At 64.6% G+C, this 13,611-nt stretch carries 12 protein-coding genes; 8 read left to right on the top strand and 4 right to left on the bottom strand.

Features of this window, described 5'->3' with window-relative positions; all coding sequences use genetic code 11:
• From DDA93_RS12855 to dhaM, 7 genes are all read left to right on the top strand, one after another.
• On the top strand, positions 1-2,199 hold a 2,199-nt coding region (locus tag DDA93_RS12855), incomplete at its 5' end, for an ATP-dependent Clp protease ATP-binding subunit (protein WP_133185517.1).
• Between the two features lie 203 nt (positions 2,200-2,402).
• Positions 2,403-4,493, top strand: coding sequence for an alpha/beta fold hydrolase (locus tag DDA93_RS12850; protein WP_116778960.1), 2,091 nt, complete (start codon positions 2,403-2,405; stop codon positions 4,491-4,493).
• A 34-nt stretch (positions 4,494-4,527) separates the two neighbouring features.
• Positions 4,528-5,076 (top strand): amino-acid N-acetyltransferase, encoded by a 549-nt coding sequence (locus tag DDA93_RS12845; protein WP_116778959.1) that lies wholly within the window; start codon positions 4,528-4,530, stop codon positions 5,074-5,076.
• Positions 5,077-5,161: 85 nt separating this feature from the next.
• Positions 5,162-5,344, top strand: coding sequence for a CsbD family protein (locus DDA93_RS12840; protein ID WP_019483975.1), 183 nt, complete (start codon positions 5,162-5,164; stop codon positions 5,342-5,344).
• A gap of 228 nt (positions 5,345-5,572) precedes the next feature.
• Entirely contained in the window at positions 5,573-6,574 is a 1,002-nt protein-coding gene (gene dhaK, locus DDA93_RS12835) for a dihydroxyacetone kinase subunit DhaK (RefSeq protein WP_024477164.1), read from the top strand.
• A gap of 2 nt (positions 6,575-6,576) precedes the next feature.
• Positions 6,577-7,236 carry a dihydroxyacetone kinase subunit DhaL gene (gene dhaL / locus DDA93_RS12830; protein WP_243400622.1) on the top strand — a complete coding sequence of 220 codons (660 nt, stop codon included), beginning with the start codon at positions 6,577-6,579 and terminating at the stop codon, positions 7,234-7,236.
• On the top strand, positions 7,233-7,967 hold the full coding sequence (gene dhaM, locus DDA93_RS12825; protein WP_019483972.1) for a dihydroxyacetone kinase phosphoryl donor subunit DhaM: 735 nt from the start codon (positions 7,233-7,235) through the stop codon (positions 7,965-7,967). Before dhaL ends, dhaM begins: the two co-directional genes overlap by 4 nt.
• 15 nt (positions 7,968-7,982) lie before the next feature.
• Here the strand turns inward: dhaM and DDA93_RS12820 are convergent, their stop codons facing one another.
• Positions 7,983-8,930, bottom strand: a complete 948-nt coding sequence (locus DDA93_RS12820; RefSeq protein WP_116778958.1) for an A/G-specific adenine glycosylase — start codon at positions 8,928-8,930, stop codon at positions 7,983-7,985.
• A gap of 86 nt (positions 8,931-9,016) precedes the next feature.
• Between DDA93_RS12820 and DDA93_RS12815 the strand changes: the two genes are divergently transcribed.
• Positions 9,017-9,736: a hypothetical protein gene (locus DDA93_RS12815; RefSeq protein WP_024477167.1), complete on the top strand. Its 720-nt coding sequence runs from the start codon at positions 9,017-9,019 to the stop codon at positions 9,734-9,736.
• A 3-nt stretch (positions 9,737-9,739) separates the two neighbouring features.
• Here DDA93_RS12815 and disA read toward each other — a convergent pair whose 3' ends face one another.
• From disA to DDA93_RS12800, 3 genes are all read right to left on the bottom strand, one after another.
• Positions 9,740-10,816, bottom strand: coding sequence for a DNA integrity scanning diadenylate cyclase DisA (gene disA, locus DDA93_RS12810; RefSeq protein ID WP_019483969.1), 1,077 nt, complete (start codon positions 10,814-10,816; stop codon positions 9,740-9,742).
• A gap of 169 nt (positions 10,817-10,985) precedes the next feature.
• The gene (radA, locus tag DDA93_RS12805; protein ID WP_024477168.1) at positions 10,986-12,362 is read right to left on the bottom strand and encodes a DNA repair protein RadA; all 1,377 of its coding nucleotides are present in this window, start codon (positions 12,360-12,362) and stop codon (positions 10,986-10,988) included.
• A 73-nt stretch (positions 12,363-12,435) separates the two neighbouring features.
• Positions 12,436-13,563 (bottom strand): FUSC family protein, encoded by a 1,128-nt coding sequence (locus DDA93_RS12800; protein WP_026041224.1) that lies wholly within the window; start codon positions 13,561-13,563, stop codon positions 12,436-12,438.
• Positions 13,564-13,611: the final 48 nt, after the last annotated feature.

The following is a 13,611-nucleotide window of genomic DNA, read 5'->3' as shown; positions in this document are numbered from 1 at the left end:
GGCACCGAGCACATCCTGCTCGGGCTCATCCGTGAGGGTGAAGGCGTTGCAGCCCAGGTACTGGTCAAGCTTGGCGCCGACCTCAACCGTGTCCGCCAGCAAGTGATCCAGCTGCTGTCCGGGTATCAGGGCAAAGAGCCTGCGTCAGTGGGCGGCCAGCAGCAGGAAGGCACCCCAGCCGGTTCGGTGGTCCTTGACCAGTTTGGGCGGAACCTCACCCAGGCTGCCCGCGAAGGCAAACTTGACCCGGTTATTGGGCGTGCTCTGGAAATGGAACGCGTGATGCAGGTGCTGTCGCGCCGCACCAAGAACAACCCTGTTCTGATCGGTGAGCCAGGCGTCGGCAAGACGGCAGTCGTCGAAGGTCTCGCGCAGGCAATTGTCCGCGGTGACGTGCCCGAGACGATCAAGGACAAGCAGTTGTACACCCTCGACCTCGGGTCGCTGGTGGCAGGATCCAGGTACCGCGGAGACTTCGAGGAACGCCTCAAGAAGGTGCTCAAGGAAATTCGCACCCGCGGCGACATCATCCTGTTCATCGACGAGATCCACACCCTGGTGGGTGCGGGAGCCGCAGAAGGTGCAATTGATGCCGCTTCGATACTGAAGCCGATGCTCGCCCGGGGTGAGTTGCAGACCATTGGCGCCACCACCCTCGACGAGTACCGCAAGCACATCGAGAAGGATGCGGCCCTGGAGCGTCGATTCCAGCCCATTCAGGTGCAGGAACCGTCAGTGGCGCACACCATTGAGATCCTCAAGGGCCTGCGGGACCGTTACGAAGCACATCACCGCGTGTCAATCACCGACGAGGCGCTCACTTCGGCTGCGACGCTCGCCGAGCGTTACATCTCGGACCGGTTCCTGCCCGATAAGGCAATCGACCTGATCGATGAGGCTGGTGCGCGGCTGCGTATCCGCCGGATGACCGCCCCGCCCGAGCTGAAGGAAATTGACGACCGCATTGCGGACGTCAAGCGGGAGAAGGAGTCGGCGATCGATGCGCAGGACTTCGAGGGTGCCGCCTCACTGCGCGACAAGGAGCAGAAGCTTCATGACGAACGGATGGAGAAGGAGCGTCGTTGGAAGTCGGGCGGCCTCGATGACATTGCCGAGGTCGATGAGGAACTCATTGCTGAGGTCCTCGCCAACTCAACCGGTATTCCGGTCTTCAAGCTCACCGAAGAAGAGTCCACGAGGCTCCTCAAGATGGAAGACGAGCTGCACAGGCGGGTCGTCGGCCAGAACGACGCCATCAAGGCGATCTCGCAGGCAATCCGGCGCACACGTGCCGGGCTGAAGGATCCGAAACGGCCGGGTGGATCATTCATCTTCGCTGGCCCCACCGGTGTCGGTAAGACCGAGCTCGCCAAGGCCCTGGCGGAATTCCTGTTCGGTGATGAGGACGCGTTGATCACCCTCGACATGTCCGAATACTCCGAGAAGCACACGGTGTCCCGGCTCTTTGGTGCCCCTCCCGGTTATGTGGGCTACGAAGAGGGTGGGCAGCTGACCGAAAAGGTGCGGCGCCGTCCGTTCTCGGTGGTGCTGTTCGATGAGGTCGAGAAGGCCCACGCGGACCTGTTCAACTCGCTCCTCCAGATCCTGGAAGACGGTCGCCTGACTGACAGCCAGGGCCGGGTGGTGGACTTCAAGAACACGGTCATCATCATGACCACCAACCTCGGCACCCGGGATATTTCCAAGGGCGTCATGACGGGTTTCCAGTCCGGCACCGACACCACCACCACCTACAACCGGATGAAGGCGAAGGTGACGGAAGAGCTGAAGCAGCACTTCCGCCCAGAGTTCCTCAACCGTGTTGATGACACGGTGGTGTTCCCACAGCTCACCCAGGACGAGATTGTCGAGATCGTCGACCTGTTCCTTGAGCGGCTGGGCAAGCGGATGGCTGACAAGGGGATGAGCATCGAGCTGACCCCCGCGGCGAAGGTACTGCTGGCCACCCGCGGTTACGATCCTTCGATGGGTGCCCGGCCGCTGCGCCGCACTATCCAGCGGGAGATCGAGGACCAGCTCTCCGAGAAGATTCTGTTCGGTGAACTGAAGTCCGGTGAACTGGTCTCCGTTGATGTCGAAGGCGAAGGGGACGAAGCCCGCTTCACCTTCGTTGGGCACGGTGCTCCGAAAGAAATCGAGGATGCTCCTGCGGCTATTGAGGCCACAGTCCCCGAGTAGACAGTGGCGACGCCGGGTGGCGTCAGCCTGAAGGCCTCCGGCCGGCACCATGGTGCTGGCCGGAGGCCTTCGGTTTATCAGCTACCGACACGGCAGGCCAGGCCGGAAGCTCACCTTGTGTGCCTGAAGCAACTTATTACTCTCTCAGAGAAGTCGCTGTGAACCACGCCACGTCCGCTGCGGGACGGTGGTAGACAGGGGCGATGACACCCGAATCGGAACAGCAGCCCGAAACCCCCTTCCACGACCTGGATCTCTTCATCGCGATGCCCCGCCTGGCCGCCCTGGCGCTGAGCCCCGACGGGTCTCGACTGGTGACGACCGTGGCTACGCTCAATGCCAAGGCAACTGAATACGGGACGGCGCTCTGGGAAGTTGATCCGCGCGGAGAGCAACCCGCGCGCCGGATTACGCGCAGCGCCAAGGGCGAAACGGGTGCCTCTTTCCTGGCTGGCGGGGACCTGCTGTTCACCTCGGCGCGGCCCGATCCGGATGGGGCAGAGGGGGACGCGGCCAAGGAACCCACCAACGCGATCTGGCGGCTCCCGGCCCGGGGAGGGGAGGCACAGCTGGTGCTCTCTCGCCAGGGCGGTGTGAGCAGCGTACTGACGTCCTCCGAGGCGGAGTCCGCCATCGTCGTCGCTGACGTCCTCGCGGGTTCGGCTGACGAGGGCGACGACGGCGCGCGCCGTACTCTGCGGAAGGAAGCCAAGGTGGGCGCCATCCTGCACTCCGGTTATCCGGTTCGTTATTGGGATGCCGATCTAGGTCCGGCAGAGCCTCGTTACTTCGCGTTGGAGGGGAAGGGGACCGCCGGGCAGCCGCTCCAGACAGCCGACGCTGCAGCCCGGTTTGAGCTCCGCAACATCACACCCGCCGCAGGCACCTCACTCAGGAACGCCAAGCAGGTGATCAGCCCGGACGGTTCAGTTGTGGTGACAGCGGTGAGTATTCCGGTGGGTAAGGGGGACGCACGAAGCATCCTTGCCAGGATTGATGTTGCCACCGGGGAGCGCTCGGTCCTGCTCGACGACCCCGGCTACGACTTCTCGCCCGGACCGATCAGCCCTGACGGTGCCACCCTGGTGGTCCACCGGGCCAGGCGGACCACCGCTGAGGTTGCGCCGCAACAAACACTTGGCCTGCTCCCACTCGCCGGTGGGGATCTCCTTCCCCTTGCCGCAAAGTGGGACCGTTGGCCGTCCCCGGCTGCGTGGTTGCCCGATGGCAGCGCAGTGCTGGTCACTGCCGATGAGGAGGGCGCCTCGCCGCTGTTCTTGATCGACGTAGCCACCAATGAGGTGACCCGGGTGACCAGCGACGCAGCCTCGTACACCAACGCGGTGGTGGACCCCGATGGTTACACCGCCTACGCACTGCGCAGCTCCTACGAATTTCCCGCCGAGGTGGTCACAATTGACCTCATCAACCGAACCGTGGCGGCACTACGGGGACCAATCGAGCGACCAGCCTTGTCGGGGCGGTTGGAACGAGTAGAGACCACCGCCGACGATGGACAGACGATTGGATCCTGGCTGGTCCTCCCCGCCGGAGCTGACTCTTCCCGGCCCGCTCCGCTGCTTTTATGGATCCACGGCGGCCCGCTGGGCTCCTGGAACGCCTGGACCTGGCGGTGGTCGCCGTGGCTGCTGGCGGCCCAGGGCTACGCGGTCCTGCTCCCTGATCCAGCCCTGTCTACCGGGTACGGCCAGCACATGATCGACCGGGGCTGGGGACAGTGGGGCAAAGCACCGTTCACTGACCTGATGACAGCAACCGATGCCGTGGTAGCACGAGACGACATCGACGAGACCCGGACCGCCGCGATGGGCGGGTCCTTCGGCGGCTACATGGCCAACTGGATAGCTGGCCACACGGACCGGTTCACCGCTGTAGTCACCCACGCCAGTCTGTGGGCGCTCGACCAGTTTGGCCCAACCACTGATGCGTCCTACTACTGGGAGAAGGAGATGACGCCCGAGATGGCGTCGGAAAACTCTCCGCACCACCACGTGGAGAACATATCGACACCCATGTTGGTGATCCACGGGGACAAGGATTACCGCGTCCCAATCGGAGAGGGCCTCAGGCTCTGGTACGAACTGCTGTCCCGATCCCAGCTGGCAGTAGATGAGGAAGGCCGGACCGCTCACCGGTTCCTTTACTTCCCGGATGAGAACCACTGGATTCTCAAACCCCAGCACGCGAAAGTCTGGTACGGCGTCGTCGGGCATTTCCTGGCGCACCACGTCCTCGGTGAACGCACAGACCTGCCCCCCGAACTCGGACTGTAGCTGATACCTGCGGCAGGGTTTGTAGACTGCCTTAGTGAGTTCCTCCTTCAGAATCCGGCCCGCGCGTACTTCCGACGTCCCAGCAATCAAGGCGTTGGTGGCCCCGCTTGCTGAGAGCCGGGTACTGATGGCCAAGGAAACTGTTGCCTACTATGAGGGTTTGCAGGAGTTCCGGATTGCCGAGGACGACGACGGCGTCCTCGGTTGCGGGGCGCTGCACGTCATGTGGGAGGACCTGGCCGAGGTCCGCACCCTTGCCACGTTCCAGGCCGCGAAGGGGCGCGGCGTCGGCAGTGCCCTGGTGGCGAAGCTGCTCGACGACGCGCGCGCCCTGGGCGTCGAACGCGTCTTCTGCCTGACCTTTGAAGTGGAGTTCTTCCAGCGCCAGGGGTTCCAGGTGATGGCTGACCAGTCGGCAGTGGACCCGGCGGTCTATTCGGAACTCCTTCGTTCCCACGACGAGGGCGTCGCTGAATTTCTCGACCTTGCCCGGGTCAAACCGAACACCCTCGGCAACACCCGGATGATCCGTCAGCTCGGGAATAGCCCGCATAAGGTGGCAAACCGAGGTCAGGATCGATAAGCTAAGGGAGCTTGGCATCTATGATGATGCGAAAAGCGGGACCCGGACCCGGGCCCCGACACACCGAGCGGAAGTAGGTCAGATTATGGGTGCAGACGACAAGGCAGCAAACAGCGGCGAGAAGCTGGGCGGCAAGATCAAAGAAGGCGTTGGCAAGCTCACCGGCAACGAAAAGATGGAAGCCGATGGCCACAAGGACCAGGCCTCCGGCGACATCAAGAACGCCGGCGAAAACGTCAAGGACGCCTTCAAGGGTGACAACCGCTAGATCTGGTCCAGCAGGCGTTCACCCGATTCATAGTCGCCAGTGGAAGCCGCCGAAGGATTAGTGCTGTGGGAGGAGCCGAGCGTAAGTAGCTCGGGGGCCTCCCACAGCCGTTTAACCAGTAGTGCACCCTATAGGCAAGCAGTTGACCGGAGGGTAGGGTTCAGACAAGGCCAGCAGGTCCGGCGGGCCGGCAAACCCAATCCTGTGTCCTTTCACCGAGGAGCCGCCATGAAAAAGCTAATCAATGACCCAAAGCAGGTCGTCACCGAGTCCGTTGAAGGGTTCGGGGCCGCCCACGCAGACCTGGTCAATGTCCATCCCGACCCCCTGTTCATCACCCGGAAAGACGCACCCCGCCAAGGAAAAGTCGGGCTGGTCTCCGGCGGGGGCAGCGGTCACGAACCGCTGCACGCCGGATATGTAGGTCGGGGAATGCTCGATGCCGCCGTACCCGGGGCCATGTTCACCTCCCCGACCCCCGACCAGATTCTCCCAGCCACCACAGCTGTTGATGGGGGAGCGGGGGTGCTCCACATTGTGAAGAACTACACGGGCGACGTCCTGAACTTTGAAACCGCAGCCGAGCTCGCTGAAGCCGAGGGCGTGACCGTGCGGACGGTCCTGGTGAACGACGACGTCGCAGTCGAGGATTCGCTGTACACCGCTGGCAGACGCGGCGTCGGCGGAACGGTCCTCGTTGAACGGATCGCGGGCGGCGCAGCCGAGCGGGGAGACACCCTCGATGCGGTGACTGCAATCGCCCAGCGTGTCATCGACAATGTCAGGTCCATGGGGGTGGCGCTCGCCGCCTGTACTGTGCCGCACGCCGGCCAGCCGAGCTTCGACCTCACCGACGACGAGATCGAGATCGGCATCGGCATCCACGGTGAACCCGGCAGGCATCGCATTGCGATGGAAAACGCCGACGGGATCACCGGACGGCTGATGGAGCCAATCCTCGCCGATCTCAAGGTGGACAGCGGCGAGAAGGTGCTGCTCTTCGTCAATGGCATGGGAGGCACGCCGGCAAGTGAGCTGTACATCGTCTACCGGCGCGCCAGGCAACTCCTTGAGGAGCAGGGAATCGTTGTTGAACGATCCCTGGTGGGCAACTACATCACCGCCCTGGAAATGCAGGGCGCCTCGATCACCGTGCTGCGACTTGACGACGAAATGGTCGAGTTGTGGGATTCGCCAGTTAACACTGCGGCGCTCCGGTGGGGAGTCTAGGCGTGGTAGAGGGATCCACCAGTACCCTCACCACTGAATGGGTGGTCGCGTGGCTGCGGGAGAGTGCCCGGGTGGTCAGCGAGAATCGGCAATACCTGATCGACCTTGATCGGGCTATCGGCGATGCCGATCACGGTGAGAATCTCGATCGTGGGTTCACGGCGGTAGTGAAAAAGCTCGACGACGGTACACACCCCGCCACGCCGGGTGCCGTGCTGAAGCTGGCCGCGATGACCCTCATGTCATCCGTGGGGGGCGCAGCTGGGCCCCTCTATGGAACCGCCCTGCTCCGTGCAGCCACCTCGCTGGGCGACACCGAGGCAATAGGCCCCGACGACGTCGCCGGGCTGCTGACCGCTGCCCGCGATGGGATAGTAGCGCGCGGCAAGGCCGAATCCGGTGACAAGACGATGGTCGATGCCTGGACTCCTGCGGCTGAGGCGGCAGGCACCGCCGCGATGGCCGGCGCATCGGTTGCAGAGGTGCTGGCGGCCGCCGCCAACGCTGCAAACGCCGGGGCCGCGGCTACCGAACCCCTGATTGCACGGAAGGGCCGTGCCAGCTACCTCGGCGAACGCAGCGCCGGCCACCTCGACCCGGGCGCCGTCTCGTCAGGGTTGATTTTGCAGGCAGCGGCCGATGCGGCAGGTGCGCAGGAGTGAACGTTGGCTTGGTCATTGTGTCCCATAGTTCGAAGATCGCCGAGGGAATCTGCGACCTCGCCCGTGAGATGGCGGGGGACGTCCCGCTCGTCGCCGCCGGTGGGTTGGACGATGATTCTGGTGTCCCACTGATCGGAACCAGCTTCGAGAAGGTGCTTGAGGCTATTTCGACGGCGGACCAGGGTGCCGGCGTCGTGCTCCTGACAGATCTGGGCTCTGCCGTGATGACGGCCGAGATGGCGCTTGAGTTCATTGACAGCGACCAGCGTTTGCGGGTCAGGCTTGCCCGCGCAGCCCTGGTCGAAGGTACAGTCGCCGCGGCCGTCGAGGCGCAGTCCGGAGCCGATGTAGACACGGTGACACGTGCCGCCGAGACAGCGATCGTCGCGCTGGATCCAACGGAGCTCGAACCGTTTGTCAGCCATGCTGCAGCCGCTCCCGGAGAAGGCGGATCTCAATCCTCCACCGATGGAAAGCCGGTTGAGGCAGCCTGGGAATTGCCCAACCCGATGGGGTTGCACGCCCGCCCCGCGGCAACCCTGGCCCGGATGATGAGTGAACTGGATGTGGAGGTGACGGTCAACGGGGTGGACGCGAAGTCGGTGATGCTGCTCATGAGCCTGGGTCTCGGCCAGGGCAAGGTCCTGACCGCGTCAGCCGCTGGCCCCGACGCGCAGAAAGCCATTGATCAGATAGGTGCTGAGGTGGCCAGCGGGTTCGGGGAACTCTGAAGCGGTCTGGGCCGGTTAGCTGGGGAGGCTGATGCCGGCCGGGGTCTCGCTGGCAAGACCATCCGCCACGAGCCCGTCAAGGGACCGTTCGAGTTGCTCCCTTGACGCGTTCAGGCGGTGCAGTTTCATCAGCGGGGACACTACGGTGCCGGGCGGCGAGCCGAGCGCGAGGTCCACCGGTTCGGCAACGAGCACCTCCCTGATCACCGGTGCCACCGCGTCCCGAAGGACTCCCATCATCGCCCCGCGCACCTGACGATCCGTCCCGGCCCAAGCCTGTCCCCTGGGCACGTAATGAGGTTCCGGTCGCCCCGCAGCAACCCATGCGCAGGCGTCGAGCACCGGACACTGGGAGCACTTGGGGGCCCGGGCAGTGCAGATCAATGCGCCAAGCTCCATCACTGCCACGTTCCACTTGACTGATTCGCCGTCGTCGTCGGGCAGGAGGTCAGCCGCCCGCCGCATCTCGGCGGCCGTCAGGGTGGGGGCCGGCAGAGCATCCCCGCCGAGCAGCCGCGCGTGGACTCTGCGGATGTTGGTGTCAACAACTGTCTCCCGCTTCCCGTACGCAAACGCTGCCACCGCAGCAGCCGTATAGGTGCCGACGCCGGGAAGAGTCAGGAGCTCCGCGGCGGTGCGGGGCACCCGGCCCCCGTGGTGTTCGACGATGGCCCCCGCGGCCGCGTGGAGGCGCAGGGCGCGGCGCGGGTAACCAAGTCGCCCCCAGTGCCTCAAAGCATCACCGGCTGGAGCCGCGGCAAGGTCAGCCGGTGCGGGCCACCGGTCGAGCCAGTCGGCGTAGACGGGCAGGACCCGCACCACCGGTGTCTGCTGCAACATGAACTCGCTGACCATTACCGCCCAGGGGGTTCGCCCGGGACCACGCCACGGGAGGTCCCGGGCCTGGACGTCGAACCAGCCAATGATGCGTCGATGCAGCTGGGCGGTGGGAACCGGGATCATTGGCACTCCTGATAGTTGACCATCAATACTGTACTGACCGGCGTGGTGTGACGCGCATCCGAGGATTGGGTCCCTAGCCTTAACCCATGGATTCACACGGGGGGCCGTCGCGAGGCGGGCCGCAGGACAGGTCAGCGCGGCCGTCCAACGCGCCCCGGGTCAGCCCGAAGGTGTATCGCCGACGCAGGATTGTGGTGCTGGTCCTGGGCCTCATCCTGGCCGGCGTACTGGTATGGGGCGGAATCGCCCTAGCTGGCCTCATCGGCAACGGTGCGAACACCGACGACGCCGTGAGCGCACCCACCGGATCGGCCCAACCAGCCCCCTCAACCTCCCCGTCCGAACCAACGGCAGAAGTCAGCGAGCCCGCAGCACCGACCGAATCCGCAGCACCGACCGTGTCCCCTTCGCCATCGGAACCCGAGTGTGGTCCGGAGCTGGTGGAAGTCAGCGCATCGACCGATGCGGACGCCTACGCCCCCGAAGAGAATCCAGTGCTCACGCTGACGGTAACCAACACTGGTGATATCCCCTGCCCGGTCAATGTGGGAACCTCACAGATGGAATTCCTGGTCACCAGCGGTGAGGATCGCATCTTCTCCTCTGCCGACTGCCAGGAAGGCGCCGAGGACCTCAACCGGGACATCCCGCCGGGCGGGTCGGAGGAAGCGAACTTCACGTGGGAACGAAACCGTAGCGCACCGGGTTGCCAGGCGGTCGAGGCGAACCCTACCCCCGGTTTTTACAACCTGACGGTGACGCTCGGCGAACGGACCAGCGAAGAAGCAACTTTCGAGCTGCAATAGCAGCTACATGAAACGGTCGAGCAGGCTCGTTTCAGCGATCCTTGACAGTCCCTCACGCACGGTCCGGGCACGTTGCTCACCGATCCCATCCACAGCCATCAGGTCATCAATGTTCGCTGCCATCAGGTTTTGCAGGCCCTCGAAGTGGTCGACCAGCCGGTTCGCCACTGCAGGCGGCACAGCCTTGATGCCGGACACCAGCCTGAAACCCTTGGGTTGCACCACTGCGTCCAGAGAATCAACCGAGGGATTGAAGCCCACCACGCTGGCGATGGTGCCGAGGTCGATGAGGTCGGTGGAGCTGAAGGCCTGCAGCTTCGCAAGTTGCTCTTCGACCACCAGGTTGGCGTCTCCAAGGTCCAGGTAATCCCGGAGCACCATTTCGCTGCCCGGGCCCAGCCCGGTGGTCAGTTCTTCCACCTGCAGTGAGAGGAGCCGGCCATCGACGCCGAGCTCGAGCACGTACTGCGAAATTTCCTCGGAGATGCGTCGGACCATTTCCTGGCGTTGCAGGGTCACCGCAACATCCCGGACCGTGACCATCGCCTCGATTTCCAGGGCGGACAGCGAGCCGGTCACCTGGTCCAGTCGTGCCCGATAGCGTTCGAGGGTGGCGAGGGCCTGGTTGGCTCTTGCCAGGACCGGCTCGGAGCCTTCCAGCACATGCCGCAGTCCGTTGATGTAGAGGGCGATGATGTGCATCGACTGGCTGACTGAGATGACCGGGAGCCCGGTCTGGATGGCTACCCGCTCTGCTGTCCGGTGCCGTGTCCCGGACTCCTGGGTATAGATGGTGTGGTCAGGTACCAGCTGCACGCCTGCCCGGAGGATATTGCTTGCATCCTTATCGCAAACGATGGCGCCGTCCATCTTGGCAAGTTCCCGGAGCCGGGTGGGGGAGAAGGTGATACCGATATCGAACCCGCCGGAACAGATCGAATCCACGGTGCGGTCAAAGCCGAGGACGATCAAGGCTCCGGTACGCCCGCGAAGGATGCGTTCGAGACCATCCCGCAACTGGGTGCCCGGCGCAACGCGCGCCAAAGTGGCCTTCAACGCGTCCTCTGGGCTGCGAACCATTGCCACTTCCTTCCGGCTACCGGCGTTGCCAACCGGTTCCCGGATGTGCAAGGCCCTGCCGCGCAGGCACCAACGCAGCCGTTCCAATCCTAGTGGGCGCGCCGCCTAAACCCGGATACCAGCTACGGGCGCAAATGTATAACGGTTATCCGCCGGTCCAGCCGGAAGTCTAAAAGAGTAGCTCCAGGGCTTCGGTCAGGGTCGATACCTCGTGCACCTTGAACCCCGCTGGAACCTTGCCTGGCCCATTGGGTGAAGCCGGCACCACAGCGTGGGTGAAGCCGAGCCGTTCGGCCTCCTGCACCCGCTGGGCGATGCCAGGAACCGGCCTGACCTCACCGGCAAGGCCCACCTCGCCGAAGGCGATGAGCCGGGCTGCGAGCGGCTGGTTGGTTTTCGCCGAGGCGATGGCCAGCGCCACTGCCAGATCGGTGGCCGGCTCACTGAGCTTCACCCCGCCGACTGTTGCAACGTAGCTGTCGTCCTTATGCAGGCTCAACGAAGCGCGCTGCTGGAGAACAGCCAGCAGCATGGCCACCCGTGAACTGTCGAGCCCGCTGGTTGCCCGCCGGGGCTGCGAGTTCGACGACTCCGCGAGGAGAGCTTGCACCTCGGCCAGCAGCGGCCTGCGCCCCTCCAGAGTTACGGTGATGCAGGTGCCGGACACGGGGTCTTTGGTACGCGACACGAACAGGCCGCTCGGATCGGCGAGGCCCTCCACGCCAGTCTCGGTCAGGTCGAAGCAGCCCACCTCGTCCGTGGGCCCATACCGGTTCTTGATGGCCCGCATCAGGCGAAGCCGTGAGTGACGATCCCCTTCAAACTGGCACACCACATCCACCAGGTGCTCCAGCAGGCGGGGGCCGGCGATGGACCCGTCCTTGGTGACATGCCCCACCAGGATGGTGGTCATGCCTCGGGTCTTCGCGGCGGCGATCAGCGAGGCGGCAACCTCCCGCACCTGCGTGACCCCGCCGGCGGTCCCGTCGACGGCGGCGCTACTCAGGGTTTGAACCGAGTCCACGATCAGCAGCGACGGCGACAACCGTTCCACCTGCCCGAGGGCCTGCCCCAGATCGGATTCGGCGGTGAGGTAGAGGGTGTCGGCGAGGGCGCCGATCCGCTCTGCCCTTAGCTTCACCTGGGCTGACGATTCCTCCCCGGTGATATACAGCACGTCCTTGCCGAGTCGCGCCACCCGGGCCGCGACGTCGAGTACCAGGGTGGACTTGCCCACGCCGGGTTCCCCCGCGAGGAGGATCACCGCGCCCGGTACCAGGCCGCCACCGAGAACCCGGTCCAGCTCACCAATCTGCGTCGGCTGGTAGGACGCGGCACTGGCGTCGATCTCCGAGATCCGCAGGGCTGGAGTGGCGACGGTGACAGCCGCCGTCGTTCTCGCCACCACCTGGCCGGTCTCCTCGACCGTCCCCCAGGCCTGACATTCACCGCAGCGGCCCACCCATTTCGCGGTAGTCCAACCGCATTCTCCACACCGGTAGGCGGGTGCGGAGGTGCGTGCCGGGCGTGCTGTCTTTGTAGCCATGCCCTCTAACGTACCGGCGGGTAGGGACGTGCAGCGGCAAAGACACTACTGCGGGAGCCAGCTTTGACCAGGCTCACAATTTCGGCAGGTACCCGGCAGCCTCATCGTGGGGGAGACCCGTTGCCTCCAGAAGGTCAACTATCAGAGGGCGGTACAGCAGCACCAGCCCTTCTCCCTCCAACCGTTGGATCCGCAGGAGGCGGGGGTGGAGCATGGTGGCCACCGCCGCAAGGTCTTCCCGTGCCTGGCGGAGCGTCAGCCCCCGTTCGGGGGCGCTGGCCGCCGAGAGGGCCCGGCCAAGCATATCGACGGCATCGGCGGTGTCCTCAATGACCTGGGAGAGTTCCTGCACTGCCTCGTCGGTGAGCGCAGCGTGGTTGATGACCGAGGTCAGCCGTCGGGTGAATACCCGGGCGTTACGGACGGCAAGGTCTATCGAGTCGATTGATCCTCCGAGCTCGGCAAGTTCCTGCCGATGGCGCCGGTAGGCGGGGGAGAGGCGTGCCACTTCCCTGGCCGCCCCCATGCTGCCGGAGAGACCCTCCATCAGGGGCTGGCAGCTGCGTGCCCTGATCAGGGCGTGCCAGGCCAGGGTCGGGTCGCTGCGGGTCAGCGCGGTCGACGATTCGCGAAGCACAGTAGAGAGTTCGCCCAGTAACTCCCGCACGTTCGTTTTGGGCTCTTTCCGTGGGTCCTTTGGCGCGAGGATCACAATCACCAGGGCGAACAGACCGCCGACGATGGCGTCGACACTGCGGGTGAATGGGCCGCCGTCGGGGGCTGGGAGTAGTACCACCAGCAAGGACTGCAGGCCCAGCTGCGTGGTGAAGATGGTACCGCTGTCCAGGAATCGTGCCAGGAGGATCGACACGAACAGCACCACCGCTGCCTGCCAGATCCCGGTGCCAAACAGGGCCAGGAGGACGTCTCCCAGCGCAATGCCGAGAGTGCAGCCCACCCCAACTTCCAACACCCGGCGAAGCCGCGGGTCGCGGGTGAAACCGAGCGCAATCATCGAGGAGGTGGCGGCGAACAGTGGTCCGCTGTGACCAAGGACCCGTTCCGCGAAGACATAAGCGCCCACCGCACAGACGGTCATCTGGATGGCGGGGATTACCGAGTTGGAACTCCGCCGGAAACCTACCCGCGTCCGGTTGCGAACAAAGGAGCGGGCTCGCGAGAAGTTTGATGGCCGCGGCATGAAACCCAGCCTAGCCCCGGTTCCCCGGGTTGGGGGCCGCAACCGCGC

Source organism: Arthrobacter sp. Bz4 (genome assembly GCF_003075455.1).
Classification (GTDB): domain Bacteria; phylum Actinomycetota; class Actinomycetes; order Actinomycetales; family Micrococcaceae; genus Arthrobacter_D.
The sequence above is the reverse complement of the archived record's forward strand: the minus strand, read 5'-3'. Positions and strand labels throughout refer to the sequence as shown.